Raw genomic sequence first — 22,263 nt, 5'->3', positions numbered from 1 at the left:
AACCTTTTATTCAATCACAAACATAGGTTGATCGAATTCTACAGGCTCTTGGTTTTCAACTAGAATTTGCTTAACAACCCCAGCCTTATCAGATTCAATTTGGTTCATCATTTTCATGGCTTCAATGATACAAAGGGTGTCACCAACATTAACTTTTTGGCCCACTTCAACATATGCACTGGCAGTTGGTGAAGATGAACGATAGAAGGTTCCAACCATAGGAGAACAAACAGTATGACCACTTACAGCTGGCGCAGCTTCAGGAGAGGCGGCAACTGGAGCTGGCGCTGCGGCAGCAGGAGCCGGCGCTGGTGTTGCTACTACTGGAGCTGGTGCATATTGAACTGGCGCAGCGGCAGCACTACCACCAACCTGAATTCTTACAGACTCTTCACCTTCAGTAATTTCTAGTTCAGATATTCCTGACTCTTCAACCAGTTCAATCAATTTTTTAATTTTACGTATATCCATTTTTCTCTCTCTAATAGACGAGTCGACCCATAAATTGGGTTAACAATTATTTAGTTAAATATTTTTTAGCTGCTGCAATAGCAAACTCATATCCTTGTGAGCCCAAACCACAAATTACCCCTTGAGCAATATCGGAAAGGTAGGAGTGCTTTCTAAACGCCTCCCTTGCGTGCACATTCGATAGGTGCACTTCTATAAATGGGATAGACACACTTAATAATGCATCTCTCAAGGCAATGCTGGTATGGGTATACGCCCCAGGATTAATAATAATAAAATCAATGTTACCGTAGGCCTTGTGTACTGTATCAATTAACTCATGCTCCGCATTAGATTGCACATGAGTTAAACTAAGTCCCTCTGACTCAGCAAGCCCATCTAATCTTTGGCTTATTTGTTGTAGATTTTCTGAGCCATATGTCTCAGGCTCTCTAGTGCCCAACATATTTAAGTTAGGCCCATTAATAACTAATAAGTTCACTAGCTGCTCATTTTGCGTACAATTAATGTACAAGAATTGAATGTATCGGACCATTATAGAGCGTAAATAGAAATTAGCAGCAAAATACTGGTCTTATCTGCGAAGTTTACTGCAAAGTTTATAAAATTTGTGTTTTTATTATTCATAAATTAAGGTTGCCAAATTATGAACTATATTGCCCATATTCATTTAGCTGATTACACAGCTACCAGCTTAGTAGGAAACTTTTTAGGGGATTTTGTTCGTGGCACTCAACTAGATCATTTACCCGCAGAAATCGAAAAAGGCATTCGCTTACACCGCAGTGTTGACTCGTTTACGGATGCCCATCCGGTAGTTATTCATCTAAAACAACAGTTCAATGGGAAACTACGACGAATGTCTGGGGTCATAATAGATATATATTTTGATTATTTGTTAATGACCAAATGGAACGACTTTTCCACAACTAGTAATGAACAACTTTTTACGCAGTTTTATAAAGAGCTCGAGCATTTCTCTGTACCAATCTCGCCAGCTTTCCATAGGCAAGCACAGCGATTGGTCGAGTACCGCTGGCTAAATCAATATTCAAATCCGGAAGCTTGCTTTCAAGCATTTTCGTCCATAGAGTCGAGACTGAACAATAAAATACAGTTTGCTGAGCAAGCCTGGTGTTTTCTTCAACAACACCATAATTTATTTGCAAGAAAATTCGCAGAGTTCTACCCCAGCTTAATAGAACATGGAGTAAACTTTGTAAAATCATACCAAGACAGTAATTAAGAGATATCCATAATGGCAATAAAAGAAATTAAGCACCCTCTCATTCAACATAAATTAAGCCTAATGCGCAAGCGAGGAATTAGCAGTAAAGATTTTAGAGAGCTGGCCAGTGAAGTGGGTAATTTACTAACTTACGAAGCCACTAGAGACTTAGAAACCGAACAAACCACTATAACAGCTTGGGATGGGCAACAACTAAAGGCTCAAAAAATAAAAGGTAAAAAGATTACTGTTGTACCTATTTTAAGAGCGGGTTTGGGAATGTTAGATGGGGTATTACAACTTATTCCTAACGCAAAAATTAGTGTGGTGGGCTTATATAGAGATGAAGAAACCCTCAAGCCAGTTGCTTATTTCGATAAAGTTGTAAAAGACATCAAAATACGTACTGCGCTTATTGTTGATCCCATGTTAGCAACCGGTGGTACGCTTATTGCCACTATCGACTTACTAAAGCAAAAAGGTTGTACCGATATAATGGGACTGTTCTTAGTTGCAGCCCCAGAGGGATTAGCAGCATTAGAAGCTGCACATCCAGATATAGATATTTACACAGCATCAATAGACGAAAAGCTAAATGAGCAAGGCTATATACTTCCAGGGCTAGGAGATGCTGGAGATAAAATATTTGGAACCCGTTAAGCGCGGTTAATTAGCATGGTGTTAGATATTTACTATAAAATCAGGTAACTATCTAACATCTCGTTGATTAGAAAATCCTAGTTACATGCTGCTCAAAAGCATTTGCTTTCATAAAACCAGTCACTCTTGACGAACTCAACTCTTCTCCATCTAGACCAAAAAATAGAATAGATGGTAACCCTAAAACTGCAAAGTGCTCCTGAAATGCCAAGTTAGTTTCGTTAACATCAGTCAGATCTATTTGTATCCACACTGTATTACTTAGCGCATTGGTTACACCTGGGTCTGTGAAGGTATACTTCTCAAACTCTTTACAAGCCACACACCAATCAGCATAAAGGTCTAACATAACTGTCTTTCCTTTACTGTTAGCGGCAGCTAACTCTGTTTTAAAGTCTTCAAGACTAGTAACTTGCGTAAACTTTACATGTGATATTTTCTTAGCTGAAATTTGACCAACTGCTCCATTGAAAAAATAACCGCTCACAGTTTGATATCCATAAGTAGCTGATACAAACAAACCAACAAAAATTATAAACGCTCTTACTCCTTTGAAAAAAGACGCCGCGGTTGTTTGATTCATCACATAAAAATAAGTAAAACTAGCTAACCCTAGTAGTGACCAAGCTATATCTGTAGCTACATGTGTCACTAAGCGCTCAACAAACATTATTGCAACTGCTAGCATCATAAACCCAAATGCTACTTTAACTATGTTCATCCAGTGGCCTGCTTTAGGTAGTAACTTGCCGCCTGTGATACCGAATAAAATTAAGGGTATTCCCATACCGAGACTTAATACATACAAAGCACTAAAACCTAAGACAAGGTCACCACTTTGAGCAATATATAATAAAATTCCAGTTAGTGGTGCTGTTGTACATGGTGAGGCAACTAGGCCCGAAATAGCCCCCATTACGAGTACACCCAAATAACTACCACTGGTTTGTTTGTTACTCATTGCATTTAGCTTTTCTTGCCAAGAAGATGGCAGCTGCAACTCATAAGCTCCAAACATCACAACAGCTAACAATATAAAGATTACAATCAGAGTTATAAGAATTGCGGGATGTTGTAAGCTAGCTTGAAATTGGACCCCAGCAGAAGCCACGGCTAGCCCTAACAATGAGTATGTAAGCGCCATACCTTGAACGTAAACAAATGAAAGACTGAAGGCTCTAGATGTACTCATACTGGTACCCTGACCAATAACAATACCAGATAAAATCGGGTACATAGGAAACACACAAGGCGTAAATGCTAAGCCAATGCCTAATCCCAAAAATATCAATAAAGTCCAAAATAAGCTTTGGTCACCTGACAGTAAGCTAGCAAGTTCAAATTGCTCAGAAACAACTGGACTGCCAGAATTATTGCCACCATCAACTGCTGAGTTATTAACTTCATTAGCAATAACACTTTCTAAAAACACTTCTTTGGTGGCTGGAGGATAACAAAGACCAGCATCTGCACAGCCTTGATAGCGAATTTTTACAACTCCATCTTTGGATGCAGAAATTATAGGGTATTGGACTTCTAATTCGCCACGAAACACATCAGACAATCCAAAAAACTCATCTTCTACTTGCACTGCATCAGGAAACTCAGGCTCCCCTAATTCAGTCTGTTTTAATGCGGTTTTAAACTGCTTTTTATACAGATAATAGTCATCAGCAATATTCCACTTCAGTATTAACTGGCCATTTTTTTGTTCAAAGTCGAATTGAAAAGCTTCGTCTACTTTCAAGAATTCTGGCTCATTGGCAAATAAATCAGCTAAAGGATCAACTGATTGGGCAAAGATATTCACAGAGAATAAGCCCAGCATAAATAATAAGACAAACCGATTAGCGACTAACTTCATGAAAAACTCTTTTTAATTAAACTAAAATAAGGACAACACATATGTTGTTAATATCCCCAAGAAAAACAACTAAACTTAAAAATATACAGTAAAAAACAAAGCCTTTGCTTAAAGACCTTAATCTTAATTAACGTATTTCAGCGTTTCTTAAATTATCTGATTCAAGTAAAAGCAATACTTTGTAACAAAGAGGCTCTTGGTTTATCTCAAGCTGAGCCCATTATAATAACAAATACAAAAACTCTAGTATCAGTTAAAATAATACTTGGGTATACCATACAAAAGAGGCATTTTTGGCTAAGTTATTTCTACTTTTTGCAATATTACCTATTGCTGAAATCGCTATATTAATCAATGTTGGAGAACTAATAGGAGGCTGGTACACAGTAGCCATAGTTATTCTCACTGCTTTTATAGGAGCACGATTAGTTAGGCAGCAAGGCTTAACTACGCTAACTCAAGCACAACAAAAAATGCAAACGGGCATTATGCCTGGGCAAGAGATGGCTGAAGGCTTACTTCTGGCGATAGCTGGCGTGCTGTTAGTTACCCCAGGATTTATTACTGATATTTTAGGCTTGTTATTAACCTTACCTATGACAAGGCCAATTATTGCTAGTAGTTTACTAAAGCGAGTAATTGTAAACACTGCGAACCCTTCTTTTCATAGTGGATTTCAACAATCCCAACACACAAAGCAAGAGTCAGAAGACATCATTGAAGGTGAGTTTGAGCGAAAGGATCCGCCATCAAACCACCAAAGGTTGAAGGATGATACAAACAAGCATGACTAAGTTAAATACGTTAGTCATTTGTTAATTTAAGTTGAGCTCAACTCCCCCTTCTCAAACGCTTGTGGCCTGATACCTGCTTTACCATCCTCAGATTTAGTATGTTTTACTTTAAAAAAATAAGGTAAACCCCTACACCCCTTTAAAGACACACTGAGGAATAGATATGAGTGGATTAACATCTCGTAAAAACGCTATAGTTGAAATTACCAACCGCGCACCTAAAGCGTGCAAAACACCAGAGCCATTGAACAAAATTTGGGCGACTGATGTTTTCGGCTTAGCAGCCATGGAAGAAGCCTTATCAAAAAACGCTTTTAAAGCTATCAAAAAAACCGTGCAAACGGGTGCCCCCCTTGATACAGCTACCGCAGATGTTGTCGCTGCAGCAATGAAAGACTGGGCTATCGCCAAGGGTGTTAAGTTTTTCTCGCATATCTTTTATCCAATGACCAATATCACTGCTGAAAAGCATGATGGGTTTATCATCACAAATTCAGACGGCGGAGCTATCACCGAATTCACCGGCAGCCTGTTGATAAAAGGAGAACCTGATGGGTCTTCTTTCCCTAATGGTAGCTTGCGTATGACAAATGCAGCCCGTGGTTACACAGCTTGGGATCCTACTAGCCCAGCCTATGTAATGAAGACTGCTAATGGCGCAACCTTGATGATCCCAAGTGTGTTTATGTCTTGGACCGGTGAAGCTCTAGATAAGAAAATCCCTCTGTTACGTTCAAACAAAGCAATGGATAAAGCCGCTCAAAAAGTACTAAGTTTAATGGGTGAAACAGAAATCGCTACACTCAACTCTAGCTGCGGGGCTGAGCAAGAATACTTTTTAGTAGATGAACATTTTGCTAATGCTCGTCCTGATTTAGTACTAGCTGGCCGTACCTTATTTGGTGCCGCTCCAGCTAAAGGCCAGCAGTTTGATGATCATTACTTTGGCGCAATCCCTGAGCGAGTTCAGGTCTTTATGCAAGACTTTGAAGACAAGCTATATAGAATGGGGATCCCAGCTAAAACTCACCATAACGAAGTAGCGCCAGGGCAATTCGAAATTGCTCCTTATTTCGAAGCTGCCAACGTAGCTGCTGATCACCAACAGTTACTAATGACCTTAATGAAGAGCACGGCTAAAGAACATGGCTTCTTATGTCTTTTACACGAAAAGCCTTTTGCAGGTGTAAATGGTTCTGGTAAACACGTTAACTGGTCAGTTGGCAATGCTACTCAAGGTAACTTACTAGACCCAGGCAGCACGCCTCACGACAACTTAAACTTCTTATTATTCTGTGGTGCTGTAATTCGAGGCGTACACAAATACGGGCCATTATTAAGAGCTGTGATTGCATCTGCTGCCAATGACCATCGTTTAGGTGCTAACGAAGCGCCACCAGCAATATTATCTGTATATCTAGGCACGCAATTAGAAAGTGTGTTCAATGATATAAAAGAAGGTAAATTACTTGAGAAAGCGAAAGGCGGGTTAATGGATCTTGGCTTATCTCAAATTCTTTCTTTTGAACGAGATCCTGGTGACCGTAACCGAACTTCACCATTTGCATTTACCGGTAACCGTTTTGAATTTAGAGCAGTAGGCTCATCTCAGTCAGTGTCGGGGCCATTAGTGGCTATGAACACTATGTTGGCAGACTCACTAAACTGGATTGCTGACAAACTAGAAGCGGTCTTAAACAAAGGCGAAGACAAAACGGCAGCCGTTATTACTGTTTTACAAGAGCTAATGGAAGAGCATGGTAACGTAATCTTCGGTGGTGACGGTTATTCAAGTGAATGGCATAAAGCAGCTGTTGAAGAGCGTGGCTTGAAAAACATTCCAACCACTGCTGATGCTTTACCTGCGTTTAAAGACGAGTCAGTTGTTAAATTATTTGAATCAACTGGCGTTCTTTCACCTGCTGAGCTCGCAAGTCGCTTTGAGGTTTATGCAGAGCAGTACATTCTTTCTATCGAAGTAGAAGCCAAGTTAGTTGTAGGTATGGCTAGCACTAGAATATACCCAGCAACCATTGAGTACTTAAATAGTTTATCTAGCACAGCAAGCAACCTTAGTAAGTTGAATATAACGATTAGTCACAATAGCATTGACGAAATCGCCACTGAAACGGACGCTATGATGGCAGCAGTACGCAAGCTTAAAGAAGCATTAGAAGTTGAAGAGTTTGACACGGTTGAAGACCACTTAAACTACTGTGCAGGCACGTTATGTCCACTAATGTTAGAAGTTCGTACTCATGCAGACGCTCTAGAGCTTGTAGTCTCTGACGACTTATGGCCTCTACCTAAGTATCAAGAAATGTTATTTATCAAATAATCTAAATATAGATTTCAAATCTAAAAGAAAAAGAGCGTGAGCTCTTTTTCTTTTTTTAGCGCTCTCACCTGATAAACTAGCCAAACTTAATTCACCTTCAAATACCTGCGGATAAACGCCATGAAAGCATGCGCCTGCCATATTCTTGTTAAAGACCAAGCACTAGCTGAAAAACTTAAGTTGCAACTTCAAAAGGGCGGAGATTTTCATTCGTTAGCAAAAAAGCACTCTATTTGCCCATCAGGTAAAAAAGGAGGAGATCTTGGAGAGTTTAGCCCTGGCTCAATGGTTAAGGCTTTTGACAATGTTGTATTTAAAAAAGAAATTTTAACCGTGCACGGACCCGTTAAAACTAAATTTGGATATCACCTAATTAAAACCTTATATAGAAACTAAAAGCTATTTTTAGGCAATAAAAAAGCTCCTAAAAGGAGCTTTAAAAATTTTAAGATTAAGCTATTGCTATGAGTCTACAGAGCCACAGAAACGATAACCTTCACCATGAATAGTTACAATTAAATCATCTGCATTCACTTCTGATTCAAAGTGCTTACGAATACGACGTATAGTCACATCTACAGTACGGTCATTAGGACGTAATTCACGGCCTGTCATTTCCATTATCAATTGTTCCCGAGTGAGTATTTTACCTGGGTTGTTAAGGAATAAATGTAACGCTCTAAATTCACTACGTGGTAAACGGAACTCTTTTGTACTTGGAGAAATCAGACTGCGGCTATCGCCATCTAATGTCCAACCATTAAAGCTAACTCTACTAGGTAGATCATCATCTTCACTACTACTAGTGGTTCTAGTTAATAAATTTCTCGCTCTGATGGTTAACTCACGAGGGTTAAATGGCTTAGTTAAATAATCGTCTGCACCAATTTCTAACCCTAAAATACGATCTACATCGTTGTCTCTACCGGTTAAAAATATCAATCCAATATTCTTACGGCCACGAACTTCTCGTGCCAATATCAAACCGTTTTTACCAGGAAGGTTAATATCCATAATGACTAAATTGATAGTGTTATTTTCAAAGAAGTCATGCATTTGTTCACCGTTCTCGGCTTCGAATACATTGTACCCTTCTGCTTCGAACAAGCTTTTTAAAGTGGTACGAGTAACAACTTCGTCTTCGACAATTAATACATTAGGAGTCTGCATGATTCGGGCCTAGTTAAAAATTTGTGTAAAAGTTTATCAGAAAATATCTAAAAATCAGTAGCATATTTACATATTAAGTAAAATATATCGCATTTATATAAACTAAAAAGGCGTATTTCAATATTTATTCAAAGGCATTATCAATTTTTACTTTGAGTTGACCAATTTAACCGGAAAAACGATGCTAAAGTAGACACCATGACCTTCTTCACTACTTACAGAAATAGTGCCGTTTAAGGCTTGAGTCACTAAATTGTAAACAAGATGCATTCCTAGCCCACTCCCGCCTTGGCCTCTTTTAGTGGTAACAAAGGGATCAAATATTTTCTTGCGTATATGCTCTGGTATACCTTTTCCGTTATCAACGAACTCAATTTTGACTTTGGTATTCTCAATTAGTTCTATTTTGATATTAATATTTCCCTCATCCATCCCTTCAAATCCATGAATGATTGAGTTCATTATTAGATTAATCATAATTTGATTAATAGGCCCTGCTTTGGATTCAACCACAAGGTCCTCAACACAATCGATATACACCTTATGGGGTGTTTTTTTAAGGGTAGGTCCCATTGAAATTAATATTTCGTTCATCAGGCTACTGAATGCAAAAACCCGACTACTTTCTGATGACTGGTCTACCGCAACCTGCTTGAAACTAGAGATTAATTCTGCTGCTCTATTTAAGTTTCTATAAATAATATTTAGGTTTTCTTCACCTTCATTTATAAACCTCGATAAAGTACTAGCCTTTAATGTTTTACCTTCAAAGGCAACTCGCATCTCGCCTAGCCTGTCCAACATCATGGTTGACGCCGTCACTCCCAACCCTATAGGTGTATTAACCTCATGGGCAACTCCCGCAACCATATCCCCCAAGGAAGCCATCTTTTCATTTTGTACAATCTGCCTTTGAAATTGATGTAATTGCTCTAAGGTTTGAATAAGCTCAGCATTTGCTTCTTTAAGTGCCAAGGTACGCTGCTGTACTTTCCCTTCTAGACTGACATTTAACTTTAGTAACTCAGCTTCTGCTTGTGCCTGTTTTTCCATATGCTCTTGTGTATTGAACAACATGCCATTAAAAGCGTTACCCAGAATATCTAGCTCTTTAATACCATGGCTATCAACTCTACTTGAGTAGTCTTTGGTTCTGGATATACGTTGTACTAGTTTCACCATATCTTCGATTGGTAACGCAATGGAGTTCTGTAATTTAAGAATTAATAGAAAACACACCACTAGACAAAATACAACCACACCAACAGTGATAGAAATAGACTGGCTAATAAGCATATCTAAAGCTGCGACCGACGATCGAATATAAACATAGCCAATCAAGTCACCATCTAAATTTATAGGCCTTACTACTTCGATAACATCAAGGGACATTTGTGGTAAAAACAACTCATTAACTTGCGTATATTTAGGCCTTACAGGAGCGATACCAGCTTTATTGAAGCTAGCCAAAAATGTCATTTCCGGCTCACTATTTACCTTGTAAACATGTACGTTTTCTATCGTAGGAGCTAATGCCAATGCAGCTAATAATTGTTGTAATACAATGTCATTTTCTTCAACAACAAATGGTATGGCTTGATGACCAATTACTTCAGCTGTAACAACAACATTTTCTTCTATGGTCTTTTGGTAGGTGGTAATTTGACTGTATAAATGAACTGCCGATGAAAAAAGAAGAGACAATGAGGTAATTGTCAAAACTACCCATAAAATCAGGCGTTTAATTGAAAAAACAGTTTTATCTACAAACATATTAGCCTTATTTAGTTCCTAAATTAACAAAAGACACGATTGAGTCTCTGATAAGCCCTAAAAACTGCATTCATTAAAACCATTAAATACACTTTTAGGGAAAAAGTTTATTAGGCTTTTGACTTATACCTACCCATTTATAGTTACCTAAACCGCCATTTTAACAAGCAAAAAATTCACAATACTATAGAGCCTCTAGATACAGTTCCTCATATTGCTTAGCTGCACCTTCCCATGTAAAGCGGCTTAACATGGCTTTCTTTTGGGTAGATTCAAACGCCTCTGGCATCTCATAGTAAAATAACAAAGCCCGTTGAACACAAGCAAGTAAAGCCTCTGGACTAGGCTCAGCAAAAACAAAACCGGTAGCAGACTCTGGATCATCCGCCCAATCTGTCACTGTATCTTTTAAGCCTCCTACCGCCCTCACTATTGGCAAGGTACCGTAGGCTAAGCTATACATTTGATTCAAACCACAAGGCTCAAACAGTGAAGGCATTAGAAAGAAATCGCTACCAGCTTCTATCATATGGGCTGTACGAACACTAAAATCCTCAATGAATGCAAACTTAGACTGGTGTTTTTCTGCAGCTGTTCGTAATGCTTGGCTAATTTCTGGGTCCCCAGTGCCAATTATAATTAATTGGAATTGATGACGTAACAATAGCTCAAGTACCGGCATAAGAAAGGCAAAACCTTTTTGCTCAGTTAATCTACATACCATACCAATAATAGGAATGTTTTTATCCTCAGGTAAACCGACTTGCTGTTGCAAATCTCTTTTACAATGCTGTTTACCAGTTAAATCTGTATGGTCATAATTTTTAGCGATATTAGTATCAGTAGTAGGATCCCACTGAGTATAGTCACAGCCATTTAAGATGCCAGACACATCATTTCGCCTGCGATTAAACTCCTCATATAAATAATGAGAGCCCAAGGGTGATAACAGCTCTTGCGCATAATTAGGGCTAACAGCATTGATTTTATTAGCGTAACGGATTCCCATTTTCACAAAATTAAGAGCATCACCATCAAGCTGGCTATGCAATTGATAGTGAGGTTGTAAATAGCTTATTTCACTAAATTTGTGAGTCCCTTGATAAGCACCATTGTGAATTGTAAAAACAGTTTTAGCATGTGCAAAAAAGCCACTATCATCAATACTCACAAAGTATGGCGTCAAAGCCGTATGCCAATCATTACAATGAATAATGTTAGGTTGAAAGCCTACAGCTTTTGCAGTCTGCAGTGCAGCATTAGCAAAAAAAGCAAACCGCTCTGCGTTATCATGATAGGCATGGTAACTGTCTGTATATAAGCCTTTTCGATCAAAAAATTCTGGGTAGTCAACAGCCAAGACCTGAACATTTTCTATATGAATTTCTTTAACAGCAAATTCATAACCTTTGTTCCCAGAAAATAAAACTTGTCGTTCACAATAATCAGGCGCATTAAACCTATGAGCAAGTTGCTGATAATAAGGCATCACTATAATGACTTCATGGCCTAGTGCTTTTAAAGCTAAAGGCAAGGACTTACCTACATCAGCCAAGCCACCAGTTTTGACTAAATCTTCAACTTCTGAAACAACAAATAATATTTTCATAGTGATAACTAACCCTTTACTGAATGATTAAATCTTACTTCCATTTGCTTAAAGCAAGTCAAAGGTTATTTCACCCGACTACAAAGATACACACTGAACTGTGTAGTTTGTTTTATCAAGGTAACCAATTTAAAGCGTTTTTCAAGTAATTCAGAGTACCGCAAAAATTTATTGGCGACTAAATTTAACGAGCCATCTTGAACCAAATATTGCTTAATTTGAGAAATGAAGGTTTCTGAAACAGAATAATCAGTTTGAATACCTGTATGAAAAGGGGGATTTGTAAACACACTTACAAACTTACCTTGAAGTTCAGAAAGCCCATTAGATGCAACCACTTCAACTTCTAGATTATTCAACCGGGCACTTTCTTTTGAACAATGTATGGCTAACGCACTAACATCAGACATAACAACTTTGCTTTTAGGGTTTTTCATTCCAAGAAAACAGCCAATGACACCTGCCCCACAGCCAAAATCAAGGATTCGCCCATTAGGCACCTCGATGTCGCTATTTAAGAGTATTTTAGTGCCGTTATCGACTGCACCATGATTAAAAACCCCAGGCAATGAACAAACTTTATACTGCACTCCTGCTTCTGATATATCGAATGTTTTTTGCCATGACTGTAATTCAAAGGGCTTTATCTCTTTATCAACCTTTGCAGCATATAAAGCACAATGCCTGGCTGAATCAATTTTATTCACTTGAGTACTTACTGTTTCCAATAGCTTTGCAGCGCTTTTTACGCCGCCTTTATTCTCACCTACAAGTAGTAAGTCTCCGTCAGCTTTAAGACAAGCAGCAACATTTGCAATCAACATTTTGGCCTGATCTTTTGATTTAGGCATGTAAATAACAGCACCATCAAACTTTGCATCTGTCGGATAAGAAGCAGCAAAAAGGTGGGAACTAGAACGATCTTGAGCACTACTGGTTTGATAAACATCAAAATACTGATGAAATACATGCAGTTCAGAAGAATCTAATTGAGTGCTTATATGGCTATCTGTGGGGTTCACTAACAACCACTTGCCTGTTTGAAACACATCTTGACTGCGCATTAGCAGCTGACTTGGGGCAGATAACATTAGGATTCTCTCTCAAACATCAAATCCCAAACTCCGTGGCCAAGCCTGTGGCCACGTTGTTCAAACTTAGTAAGTGGCCTTTGGTCAGGACGTGGTACATAATCACTGGTTGCTGATTGATTCTTAAAGCCCTCAGCTTGTGACATAACCTCTAACATATGTTCAGCATAGTTTTCCCAATCCGTTGCCATATGAAATACCCCACCTATGGCCAACTTAGTTCTCAATTTTTGTACAAACTCACTTTGAACAATACGCCTTTTGTGATGGCGTGTTTTATGCCAAGGGTCTGGAAAAAACAATTGCACTCGAGCCAAACTATTATCTGCTACGCAATCAGCCAATATCTCAACAGCATCATGTTCAAACACCCTTAAATTAGTGACGTTCTGCTCTGCAGCCTCATTTAAACATGCTCCTACTCCTGGCCTGTGCACTTCTATACCAACAAAGTCTTTTTCTGGCTCATTAGCAGCCATTTCAACCAGAGATTTCCCCATTCCAAAGCCTATTTCTAAAACGACTGGGGCTTTTCGACCAAAAACGTCAGAAAAATCTAAAGCACCAGCGCTATGCTCCAATCCCATGGTTGGCCAGTACTGCTCAATTGCTCTGGCTTGTCCTTGTGTAAGCCGCCCTTCGCGTTTTACAAAACTTTGTATTTTTCGGATATAAACGCCTGATTTTGCGGCTTCTTCTTCAGACTTAAATTGACTCATGTGTGATTCTCTTATTCAAAAAACAATTAGCTGTTCTAATTCAGCACTTTAATGTGGCGCATTATCCTTTGCCAGTAAAGGATTGCAAGGTTTCAGCAGTAAATATCACGCAATCAAATTGATTAAATTACGAGCTAGGAGTTGAGGCTGTTCAAGTGGCACCATATGACCTGCATTCTGTACTATGTGAAGATCAGCAAATGCCAAATTGCCTACTGATTGTTTTAGCTCCTCAAGGTTAACCAAATGATCTTGCTCGCCCACAATAAAGTGGGTTTTAAAGCCACACTTAGATAATTGTGGTAACAGGTTTTTTCTTTGCCCCGTAGCAATAAGATGCGCTTCTAAAACCCCGCTCCCAAGGTCCTCCTCCATTTCTGTTACTATGCCCTTAAGTAATTCGTCATCTTGATTTACTTCATGAAAATACTTAGCTATGTGCTTATCAGTAGAACCTTTGAATTGTTTATTTTGAATTAACTTTAAAGTGTGCTGACGTTGTTTTATTGCCGCCTCTGGTAAGGCATTACAACTACTGCCAATTAGAGTTAAAGAAGCTACTCGTCCTTTGTTTTCAATGGCAGATAATGCTGCAATATAGCCCCCCATAGAATAACCCACTAGGTGAACAGGCTCGTCAAAGTAATCAAAGCGATCATTACTTAGCATTTGCATATGTTCAAGGTTTTGGGCCCACTGCAAAGGTACGAATGCCCTTTTAGGTATATCTAAATATTGCCAACAAGGAGTGAATATACGTTCATCACATAAGGTACCCGGATAGAATATTACAGGCTGGTCGATTAGGTGTGGAGAAACATTAGAGTTTGACAAGGGACTCTCGATTGAACTTTTTATTATAGATTAAGGTATTATCCGGTAAATCCCATAAGAACAACAGTCGATAATTCCGTGTCCCCAAATAGTAGTCAGTCATTTAGTCAAAGCATACTAGCCTGGTTTGATAAACATGGTCGTAAAAATTTACCTTGGCAAATAGCAAAAACACCATACACAGTGTGGGTGTCAGAAATTATGCTACAACAAACCCAAGTTAAAACAGTGATCCCTTATTACAAGCGTTTTATGGAACGCTTCCCCGATGTTTTGAGCCTAGCGAATGCACCTCAAGATGAAGTCCTGCATCTTTGGACCGGTTTAGGGTACTACGCTCGCGCTAGAAATTTACAAAAGGCAGCCCAAGTTATTCGCGACAAGCACCAAGGTAAATTTCCTGAAATACTAGAACAAGTAGTCGCTTTACCTGGAATAGGACGCTCAACAGCGGGTGCAATATTATCCTTAGCGTGTCAACAAAATCACAGCATTCTAGATGGCAATGTAAAACGAGTACTTGCCCGTTATTTTTCTATAGATGGCTGGCCTGGTAATAAAAAGGTTGAAACTGAATTATGGCAATACGCTGACAAACTCACTCCCACAATAAGAACTGGGGATTACACCCAAGCCATGATGGATATGGGGGCAACCTTATGTACTCGTAGTAAACCAAAGTGCGATGACTGCCCAGTACAAACTAGCTGTTTAGCCTATATACAAGGTAGACAAACTGAACTGCCCCACAAAAAGCCCAAGAAAGCTATTCCGGTAAAATCTACTTTTATGCTTATTCCCATGTGGCAAAAACAGGTCTTAGTCTATAAACGCCCTCCAAGTGGTTTATGGGGAGGCCTTTGGGGCTTTTATGAAATAGACACTATCGACAAAGTAGTAGACTTCACCACTCGCATGGATTTAGGCAAGGTCCAAAAACAAAACCTCGAAGCTTTTCGCCATACCTTTAGTCATTTCCATCTGGATATCCAACCTGTTGTTTTACATCTAAAACAACAGCCTACGAGCAGAATTATGGAAGACTCTCAAATTTGGTTTGACTTAACACAACCACAAAATTTAGGATTAGCCGCGCCAACTAAGAAACTATTTAGTACAATTGGCGCATCATTTTAATTACATATGTAGAGCATTATGAGCAGAACTGTATTTTGTCAACGCATGCAAAAAGAAACCGATGGCTTAGATTTTCAACTTTACCCAGGAGAGCTAGGGAAAAAAATATTTGAAAATATAGGTAAAGAAGCTTGGGCTGAATGGCAAAAAAAACAAACCATGCTAATAAATGAAAATAAGTTAAACATGATGGAACCCACTGACAGAGCATTTTTGGAAACCCAAATGCAAGGTTTCTTATTTGAAGGCAAAGAACCAAACATAGAGGGCTATGTACCACCTAACAAGTAGTGCCACTAAAAATATCACCGCACATTGCATTTTTTACACTCAATCTGCTTAAACAATACACAATATAAAAAAATACCGGAAAAAGGGGTTGACTTGAAACCCTTAAATCCGTTTAATACGCACCCACAGCGACACAGGTACACTTTAGAGTGAACTGTTAGTGACGCCTCGATAGCTCAGTTGGTAGAGCAGCGGATTGAAAATCCGCGTGTCCCTGGTTCGATCCCGGGTCGAGGCACCATTATTCCAAGAGCCCTGCATGAAAATGCGGGGCTTTTTTGTTTTACCGTTGAATACTTTTTCTAAGCTAAGATAAAAGTTAATATTTTCATAATTTCAAACAACATCATTTAACAACCAAAGTTTATCGCCTAGGCTATCAAAATAAGCATCAAGGCCACTGCCATAAAATAGTCTTCAATCGAGTCCCTATAGCCTTTAAATAACTCAGCTCATTGGCTCATAAGTCATTGAACACATAATATTAATCAGCTTTTGAGCACTGTTATTTCTTAAACACCCCTTTAATAGGCCAATGTAGAGACAAAATTCACTAAATCCTTAGGAATATTTTTTCTAAATGGTTGTTCATAAAACATTAGTGGTTATAATCTCCTACAGTTTTTAAGGTTAATACGCCTGATTTGGAGAATTCTGTGAAATTTAAAGTTTTTTTATGCACCTGTGTAAGTGTTCTTAGTTTTTTTAGTGCTCAAGCTCAAGACATGACCGAAGATGAAATTAAAGCCCGTATCCAACCTGTAGGTAAAGTACATGTTGCTGGCGCAAAAGCAGAAACAGCCTCAACTGGCCCTCGTTCAGGTGCTGACATATATGCAAAAACCTGTGTTGCCTGTCACAGCGTTGGTGTTTTAGGAGCGCCTAAATTTCAAAACGCTGCAGATTGGTCTCCTCGTTTAGAAAAAGGCTTTGATACTATTTGGCAAAATGCTCTTAATGGAATAGGTGGAATGCCTGCCAAAGGAACATGTAGTGACTGCTCTGATGATGAAATCAAAGCCGCCATTGAGCATATGATTGAAGGTATATAAATAAATAGTTTTTACACAAATATTGTACAAATTAAGGCCACCTTAGGGTGGTCTTTTTGATCTGAATAGTTTACTTTTGATAATTGTCCAAACATGTATTAAACATCAAACTAAGCTTATTAATAAAATCGAATGATTTCCGAAAATGTCGCCACCGAATTGTCGTTAGAAGAGCTGCGTGAGCTTGTTCCTCAACTACAACAAATTACCAAGAAATATAAGCGCTCTGAAAGAATTCAGAAGTCGCTATTTGATATTTCCGAATTGGCCAGTTCGATTAATGAGTTATCTAATTTATACCCCGCCATACATGAAATAGTTAGCGGCTTTATGCCCGCTAAAAGCTTCTTTGTTGCTTTTTATGAAGAAGAACATGAGCAAATAGACTTTGTTTATTTTGTGGATGAGTTTGACGAACAAGTGATTAAAAAGGTATCAGCTGAAGACTTGAAAAATAGTCTTACGGGCCACCTGTTACGTACCGGTGAACACCTATTTTTAACCAGAGAAAATCGTCACAACTTGCTGCAAAGTATGTCGATTAAAGATCTAGGAGCTGACTCTGTAGATTGGATAGGTGTACCACTAAAGCGAGGTGCACAAGTAGTTGGCGCCATAGTCGTACAAAGTTACGACGAATCAGAACGCTATACCCAAGAAGATTTAGAGCTACTATTGTTCGTATCACAACATGTAGTGAATTGTTTAGACCGAGTAAAAAGCCGTGAGTTAACAGAAAAAACAATTCGCAAACGAACCAAACAATTACGACAAATTAATGAAGAATTACAAGAAGAAATAAGTGAAAGACAAAAAGTAGAGGCATTACAACAAGCTCTTTTTGAAATATCCGAGTTGTCCGCTTCAATTGAAGGCAATATGGATGACTTTTATCGAACAATACACGAGATCCTCTCTCGCTTAATTGGTGCCCCTAATTGCTATATTGCGTTAGTTGAGCGTAATAAAAACCTTCTACATTTTCCCTATTACAAAGACAAGGTCAATCCTCAAATACAGTCACGCCCAATCGGCCTCGGGGTAACTGAATATATTATTAGAAATGGTAGCGCAGAGTTAATTGATAAGACCAAAGTGCAACAGCTTGTCGAAAATAATGAAATTTCAGCGGAAATAGCCAATAGCATTAGTAAAGAAATGACGTCTTTGATCGGCGTCCCTTTAGTCGTTGATGGCATTATTATGGGCGTTATTGCGGTTCAAAGTTATGGTAACGAAAAAACCTATAACCTCAAAGATTTAGAGTTTTTACGTTACATTTCTCATCATATAGCCGTTGCTTTAGAGCGAAAGAAATATTCAGAGGATATCCAAGCATACAACCAACGCCTTGCCCAAGAAGTAAAAGAGCGTACAGAAGAGTTGCATGCCACTAATCTAAACTTACAAAAACAAATAGAAGAACGTAAGCAAGCACAATTAAAACTAGAGCACGATGCCCATCATGACTCTCTAACGGGCCTTGCGAATCGAGCTCTCTTTAATTCTCGATTAGATTTAGCCCTTGCCAGTAAAAAGCGATATGTATCTCATAACTATGCAGTGATATTTATTGATTTAGATAGGTTTAAGCAAATTAATGACTCTTTGGGCCACTACGCTGGAGATGAATTTTTAAAAGAAGTGGCGAGGCGCATAAACGCTTGTATCCGAGGCCACGATTTATTAGCACGCTTAGGTGGTGATGAATTTGTAGTGCTATTTGATAATTTTGAAACAGCTACAGATATTGAAGAAATTTCTGCAAGGATCATCAATTCTATTGCTCAACCATTTAATATTGACAATAAGGACGTTTATTCGGGAGCAAGTATAGGTATTGCTTTAATAGAGAACGGCTATCAAAAATCAGACGAAGTGTTGAGAGATGCTGATGCAGCCATGTATCAAGCAAAATCTCTTGGCCGCGGTCGTTACATTATTTTTGACAAAACCATGCGTAAACAATTACTAGAGGAACTAGAGATAGAAAGCGCCTTTAGAAAAGTGCTTAATGCAGACGGGTTTGAGAGCTATTCACAAACTGTATTTAATTTGCAGACCAAGGATGAAATTTATGACGAATGTTATATTCGCTGGGAGCATCCAACCTTAGGTCGCATTAAACGAGGGCAGTACTTTCAAATAGCAGAGCAATGTAGCCTTACAGTTGAAATGGATAAATTTATGCTTAACAAAGCATGCGACATTCTGCGCTACTGGGCTGCAAATAATCAAGATATTAACCACCAAAGAAAAGTAGCTATAAATCTTTCTATACACCACTTAACGCAACCATCAATGGCAAAAGACTTAGTTGAGTATATAAAATGCTCGGGGATCTCGCCTAATAAACTAGTGTTTGAGTTTGATGAAAACGCCCTTAACCGTAGCTCTCAATTTTTTCTACCAGCAATTAAAATATTAAAACGAGCAGGTATTACATTAGTATTAGATAACTTTGGCAGTGGCCTTGCTTCTTTAAGTTACCTATACACCTACCCTTTCGATTATGTAAAAGTTGATCACCTTTTTGTGAAAAGCTTGCCCCGTTCAGAGCGAAACCTGAAGCTTATCCAATCTTTAAAAGCTATATCTGGGCATTTACACTTTAAGCTTATTGCTGAAGGCATTAATACTGAAGAACAATACCAAGCATTATTAAATGCAGAGTGTGAACTTGGACAAGGAAAGTACCTAGAAGCTTCGCGCAAAATCGATATAGATCAAAACCTAGACAAGGCTGTGTAACTTTATTCAGATAAATATCACTTTATTTATTAGCCATCATACTACGTAAATTCGCGATACCCATTTGTGATTTTTTTTGACGCTCTTCTGCCGATACCTTAACCTTTTTATCTTGCCACACTAAATCATCTTGCGGCAACTCATACAAGAAGCGACTAGGCTCTGGGTTAATCACTTCACCATACTGTCTGCGCTCTTTTACCAAGGTCATAAATAATTCCCTTTGGGCACGTGTAATACCTACGTAAGCCAAGCGTCTCTCTTCATCAATATTATCTTCATCAATACTAGTTTGATGGGGTAACAAACCTTCTTCCATTCCAACCATAAATACAATGGGAAACTCTAGGCCTTTGGAGGCATGAAAGGTCATTAATTGAACCTGATCTGCTTCCTCTTCATCTTCTCCTCGCTCCATCATGTCTCTCAAAATGAAACGATTAACAACTTCCTGAAGACTCATTGGCGGCTCTAATTCGTTGCCTTCTAGCATATCGCTCATCCACCCAAACAAGGTACTGATATTGGCCATAGCCATTTCTGCCGCTTTGGGGCTAGTGCTTGATTCATATAACCACTCTTCATACCCCATAGATTTTATCATTTCACGAATGGTTGCTATTCCATCGCCACGAACCACCCTATCTGATAGCTCAACAATCCAGCGACTAAACTGCTCAACAGCAACTAGGGCCTTTCCTGATAAAACATCTTGTAGGTGGGGAGAAAAAGCAGCTTCAAAAATAGATGTCTTATTGAGATTCGCTAAATTCCCTAGTTTTTCTAGGCTAACCCTGCCAATGCCTCTGGTTGGAGTATTGATCACCCTAAGCAAGGCATTGTCATCATCTTGATTTACCAACAAGCGTAAATAGGCCATGATGTCTTTAATTTCTGTGCGCCCAAAGAAAGACATACCGCCACTTATTTTGTAGGGAATACGGTTATTCGTTAGGGATTTTTCAAATACCCTGGATTGAAAATTCCCACGATACAAGATTGCATAGTCTTTGAAGTTTGTTCTATTCATAAACTTATGAGCCATTAGTTCAGCTACAACGCGTTCTGCTTCATGGTCTTCATTTTTAGCAGTAATAACCTGAATAGGCTCACCATATCCCAACTCCGAAAACAACTTTTTCTCGAATACATGGGGGTTATTTTGAATAAGAATATTGGCGCAATGCAATATACGGCCAGATGAACGGTAGTTTTGTTCTAACTTGATAACTCTCAATTTAGGAAAATCTTTTTGTAGCAATACTAGGTTTTGAGGTCTAGCTCCTCGCCAAGAATAAATAGATTGATCATCATCACCTACCACTGTAAATCTGGCACGTTCCCCTACCAACAAGCGAACCAACTCATACTGACTAGTGTTGGTATCTTGATACTCATCGACTAATAAATAGCGGATTTTACTTTGCCATTTTTGTCTAACCGCTTCATTGGTTTTAAGTAGTAAGGTTGGCAATAAAATTAAATCATCAAAATCCAAGGCGTTATACGCTCGCAGATGATTATGGTAACGCTGATAAAACTCTGCAAACTCCACTTCACCGGGTGACATAGCTTGACGCTTTAAGTGTTCAGGTAAAATTAAATCGTTTTTCCAATTTGAGATACAAGTTTGCAATAAAGACAATTGCTCTTTATCTCCATCTAGTTCTACTTCGGTCAAATCTTTTAGCAAAGACATACTATCTTTGTCATCAAACAAAGAAAAACCTGGCTTAATGCCTAAAGATTTCACTTCAGATTTAATAATCGTTAGCCCTAGTGTGTGAAAAGTAGCTACCTTCAACCCTCTGGCTTCTTTTTTACCCAGAGTTTGGCCCACTCGCTCTTTCATCTCACGGGCCGCTTTATTGGTAAAAGTTACGGCTGCAATATATCTGGCAGGTATTTCACATTGTTGAACTAGGTAGGCAATTTTATTTGTAATGACTCGGGTTTTTCCGCTGCCCGCGCCAGCTAGAACCAAACAAGGTCCAGAAATAAAATTAACGGCTTCATTCTGACCGGGATTAAGTTTCATGCTAAATTAAATGCCTAAAAGAAGGTTTCGAGTTAAAAGATGATGTTTATTTAAAACAAACTGATTAGCGCTTATTATATTGTTTTTTAGACTCGCGCCCCAATTATTTTTATTAATGCACCTATTACTCAACAACAGCAACGAGAATCGCCATGTTAAACCCCAAAAAGTTAGAAGAGCTCGCTAAACAAATTACAGAAGCTGTCCCACCAGGAGTTAAGACCATGGCTGAAGGGGCAGAGTCAAAGGTAAAACAAGTGTTACAAACACAATTAAGTCGCCTTGATTTTGTTAGCAGAGAAGAATTTGATATACAGAGTCAGGTATTAATACGTACCCGTAAAAAGCTGGAAGCCTTAGAAGCTAGAATTACAGCTTTAGAAAAATCAGAATAGGCCTATTCTATTGGCCGTTTATTAGTACCAACACGCCATAATGACAGG

At 38.7% G+C, this 22,263-nt stretch carries 20 protein-coding genes and 1 tRNA gene; 11 read left to right on the top strand and 10 right to left on the bottom strand.

From position 1 onward, the window contains the following. Window positions 1-6: 6 nt before the first annotated feature. Complete coding sequence (accB, locus tag ACMUMK_RS00360; RefSeq protein ID WP_414699149.1) at window positions 7-471, bottom strand: acetyl-CoA carboxylase biotin carboxyl carrier protein; 465 nt, start codon at window positions 469-471, stop codon at window positions 7-9. Window positions 472-517: 46 nt separating this feature from the next. Beyond that, window positions 518-952: a type II 3-dehydroquinate dehydratase gene (aroQ, locus tag ACMUMK_RS00355; protein WP_414699148.1), complete on the bottom strand. Its 435-nt coding sequence runs from the start codon at window positions 950-952 to the stop codon at window positions 518-520. Window positions 953-1,117: 165 nt separating this feature from the next. Here aroQ and ACMUMK_RS00350 point away from each other — a divergent pair, with 165 nt between their 5' ends. Next, window positions 1,118-1,717 (top strand): ACP phosphodiesterase, encoded by a 600-nt coding sequence (locus ACMUMK_RS00350; protein ID WP_414699147.1) that lies wholly within the window; start codon window positions 1,118-1,120, stop codon window positions 1,715-1,717. 12 nt (window positions 1,718-1,729) lie between these two features. Continuing rightward, window positions 1,730-2,359, top strand: a complete 630-nt coding sequence (upp, locus tag ACMUMK_RS00345; protein WP_414699146.1) for a uracil phosphoribosyltransferase — start codon at window positions 1,730-1,732, stop codon at window positions 2,357-2,359. Between the two features lie 67 nt (window positions 2,360-2,426). Here upp and ACMUMK_RS00340 read toward each other — a convergent pair whose 3' ends face one another. Next, entirely contained in the window at window positions 2,427-4,223 is a 1,797-nt protein-coding gene (locus tag ACMUMK_RS00340) for a protein-disulfide reductase DsbD (RefSeq protein WP_414699145.1), read from the bottom strand. Between the two features lie 293 nt (window positions 4,224-4,516). On the opposite strand from ACMUMK_RS00340, the gene ACMUMK_RS00335 reads away from it, so the two are divergent. From ACMUMK_RS00335 to ACMUMK_RS00325, 3 genes are all read left to right on the top strand, one after another. Beyond that, window positions 4,517-5,017 carry an FxsA family protein gene (locus ACMUMK_RS00335; RefSeq protein ID WP_414699144.1) on the top strand — a complete coding sequence of 167 codons (501 nt, stop codon included), beginning with the start codon at window positions 4,517-4,519 and terminating at the stop codon, window positions 5,015-5,017. Window positions 5,018-5,180: 163 nt separating this feature from the next. Beyond that, complete coding sequence (locus ACMUMK_RS00330) at window positions 5,181-7,355, top strand: glutamine synthetase III (RefSeq protein WP_414699143.1); 2,175 nt, start codon at window positions 5,181-5,183, stop codon at window positions 7,353-7,355. A gap of 120 nt (window positions 7,356-7,475) precedes the next feature. Further along, on the top strand, window positions 7,476-7,751 hold the full coding sequence (locus tag ACMUMK_RS00325; protein ID WP_414699142.1) for a peptidylprolyl isomerase: 276 nt from the start codon (window positions 7,476-7,478) through the stop codon (window positions 7,749-7,751). A gap of 66 nt (window positions 7,752-7,817) precedes the next feature. Here the strand turns inward: ACMUMK_RS00325 and arcA are convergent, their stop codons facing one another. The 6 genes from arcA to ACMUMK_RS00295 form a co-directional block, all read right to left on the bottom strand. Further along, complete coding sequence (gene arcA, locus ACMUMK_RS00320; RefSeq protein ID WP_414699141.1) at window positions 7,818-8,525, bottom strand: two-component system response regulator ArcA; 708 nt, start codon at window positions 8,523-8,525, stop codon at window positions 7,818-7,820. 147 nt (window positions 8,526-8,672) lie between these two features. Further along, a complete protein-coding gene (locus ACMUMK_RS00315; RefSeq protein WP_414699140.1) occupies window positions 8,673-10,298 on the bottom strand; it encodes a sensor histidine kinase in 1,626 nt (541 codons plus the stop codon). Between the two features lie 184 nt (window positions 10,299-10,482). After that, window positions 10,483-11,907, bottom strand: a complete 1,425-nt coding sequence (gene glgA, locus ACMUMK_RS00310; RefSeq protein ID WP_414699139.1) for a glycogen synthase GlgA — start codon at window positions 11,905-11,907, stop codon at window positions 10,483-10,485. 65 nt (window positions 11,908-11,972) lie between these two features. Beyond that, the gene (locus tag ACMUMK_RS00305; RefSeq protein ID WP_414699138.1) at window positions 11,973-12,998 is read right to left on the bottom strand and encodes a methyltransferase; all 1,026 of its coding nucleotides are present in this window, start codon (window positions 12,996-12,998) and stop codon (window positions 11,973-11,975) included. Continuing rightward, on the bottom strand, window positions 12,998-13,717 hold the full coding sequence (trmB, locus tag ACMUMK_RS00300) for a tRNA (guanosine(46)-N7)-methyltransferase TrmB (protein WP_414699137.1): 720 nt from the start codon (window positions 13,715-13,717) through the stop codon (window positions 12,998-13,000). The genes ACMUMK_RS00305 and trmB overlap by 1 nt, the downstream gene beginning before the upstream one ends. A 105-nt stretch (window positions 13,718-13,822) precedes the next feature. Next, window positions 13,823-14,551, bottom strand: coding sequence for an alpha/beta fold hydrolase (locus tag ACMUMK_RS00295; protein ID WP_414699136.1), 729 nt, complete (start codon window positions 14,549-14,551; stop codon window positions 13,823-13,825). Between the two features lie 78 nt (window positions 14,552-14,629). On the opposite strand from ACMUMK_RS00295, the gene mutY reads away from it, so the two are divergent. From mutY to ACMUMK_RS00270, 5 genes are all read left to right on the top strand, one after another. Continuing rightward, window positions 14,630-15,688: an A/G-specific adenine glycosylase gene (mutY, locus tag ACMUMK_RS00290; RefSeq protein ID WP_414699135.1), complete on the top strand. Its 1,059-nt coding sequence runs from the start codon at window positions 14,630-14,632 to the stop codon at window positions 15,686-15,688. A gap of 18 nt (window positions 15,689-15,706) precedes the next feature. Then, on the top strand, window positions 15,707-15,979 hold the full coding sequence (locus ACMUMK_RS00285) for an oxidative damage protection protein (RefSeq protein WP_414699134.1): 273 nt from the start codon (window positions 15,707-15,709) through the stop codon (window positions 15,977-15,979). A 165-nt stretch (window positions 15,980-16,144) separates the two neighbouring features. After that, window positions 16,145-16,220, top strand: a tRNA-Phe gene (locus tag ACMUMK_RS00280). A gap of 415 nt (window positions 16,221-16,635) precedes the next feature. Continuing rightward, complete coding sequence (locus ACMUMK_RS00275) at window positions 16,636-17,031, top strand: c-type cytochrome (protein WP_414699133.1); 396 nt, start codon at window positions 16,636-16,638, stop codon at window positions 17,029-17,031. A gap of 132 nt (window positions 17,032-17,163) precedes the next feature. Then, a complete protein-coding gene (locus ACMUMK_RS00270; protein ID WP_414699132.1) occupies window positions 17,164-19,782 on the top strand; it encodes an EAL domain-containing protein in 2,619 nt (872 codons plus the stop codon). Between the two features lie 22 nt (window positions 19,783-19,804). Here ACMUMK_RS00270 and rep read toward each other — a convergent pair whose 3' ends face one another. Further along, window positions 19,805-21,820 (bottom strand): DNA helicase Rep, encoded by a 2,016-nt coding sequence (gene rep, locus ACMUMK_RS00265; protein ID WP_414699131.1) that lies wholly within the window; start codon window positions 21,818-21,820, stop codon window positions 19,805-19,807. A 152-nt stretch (window positions 21,821-21,972) separates the two neighbouring features. On the opposite strand from rep, the gene ubiK reads away from it, so the two are divergent. After that, entirely contained in the window at window positions 21,973-22,215 is a 243-nt protein-coding gene (ubiK, locus tag ACMUMK_RS00260; RefSeq protein ID WP_414699130.1) for a ubiquinone biosynthesis accessory factor UbiK, read from the top strand. Window positions 22,216-22,263: the final 48 nt, after the last annotated feature.

The organism is Paraglaciecola sp. 2405UD69-4 (assembly GCF_047525415.1).
Taxonomy (GTDB): Bacteria; Pseudomonadota; Gammaproteobacteria; order Enterobacterales; family Alteromonadaceae; genus Paraglaciecola.
The sequence above is the reverse complement of the archived record's forward strand: the minus strand, read 5'-3'. Positions and strand labels throughout refer to the sequence as shown.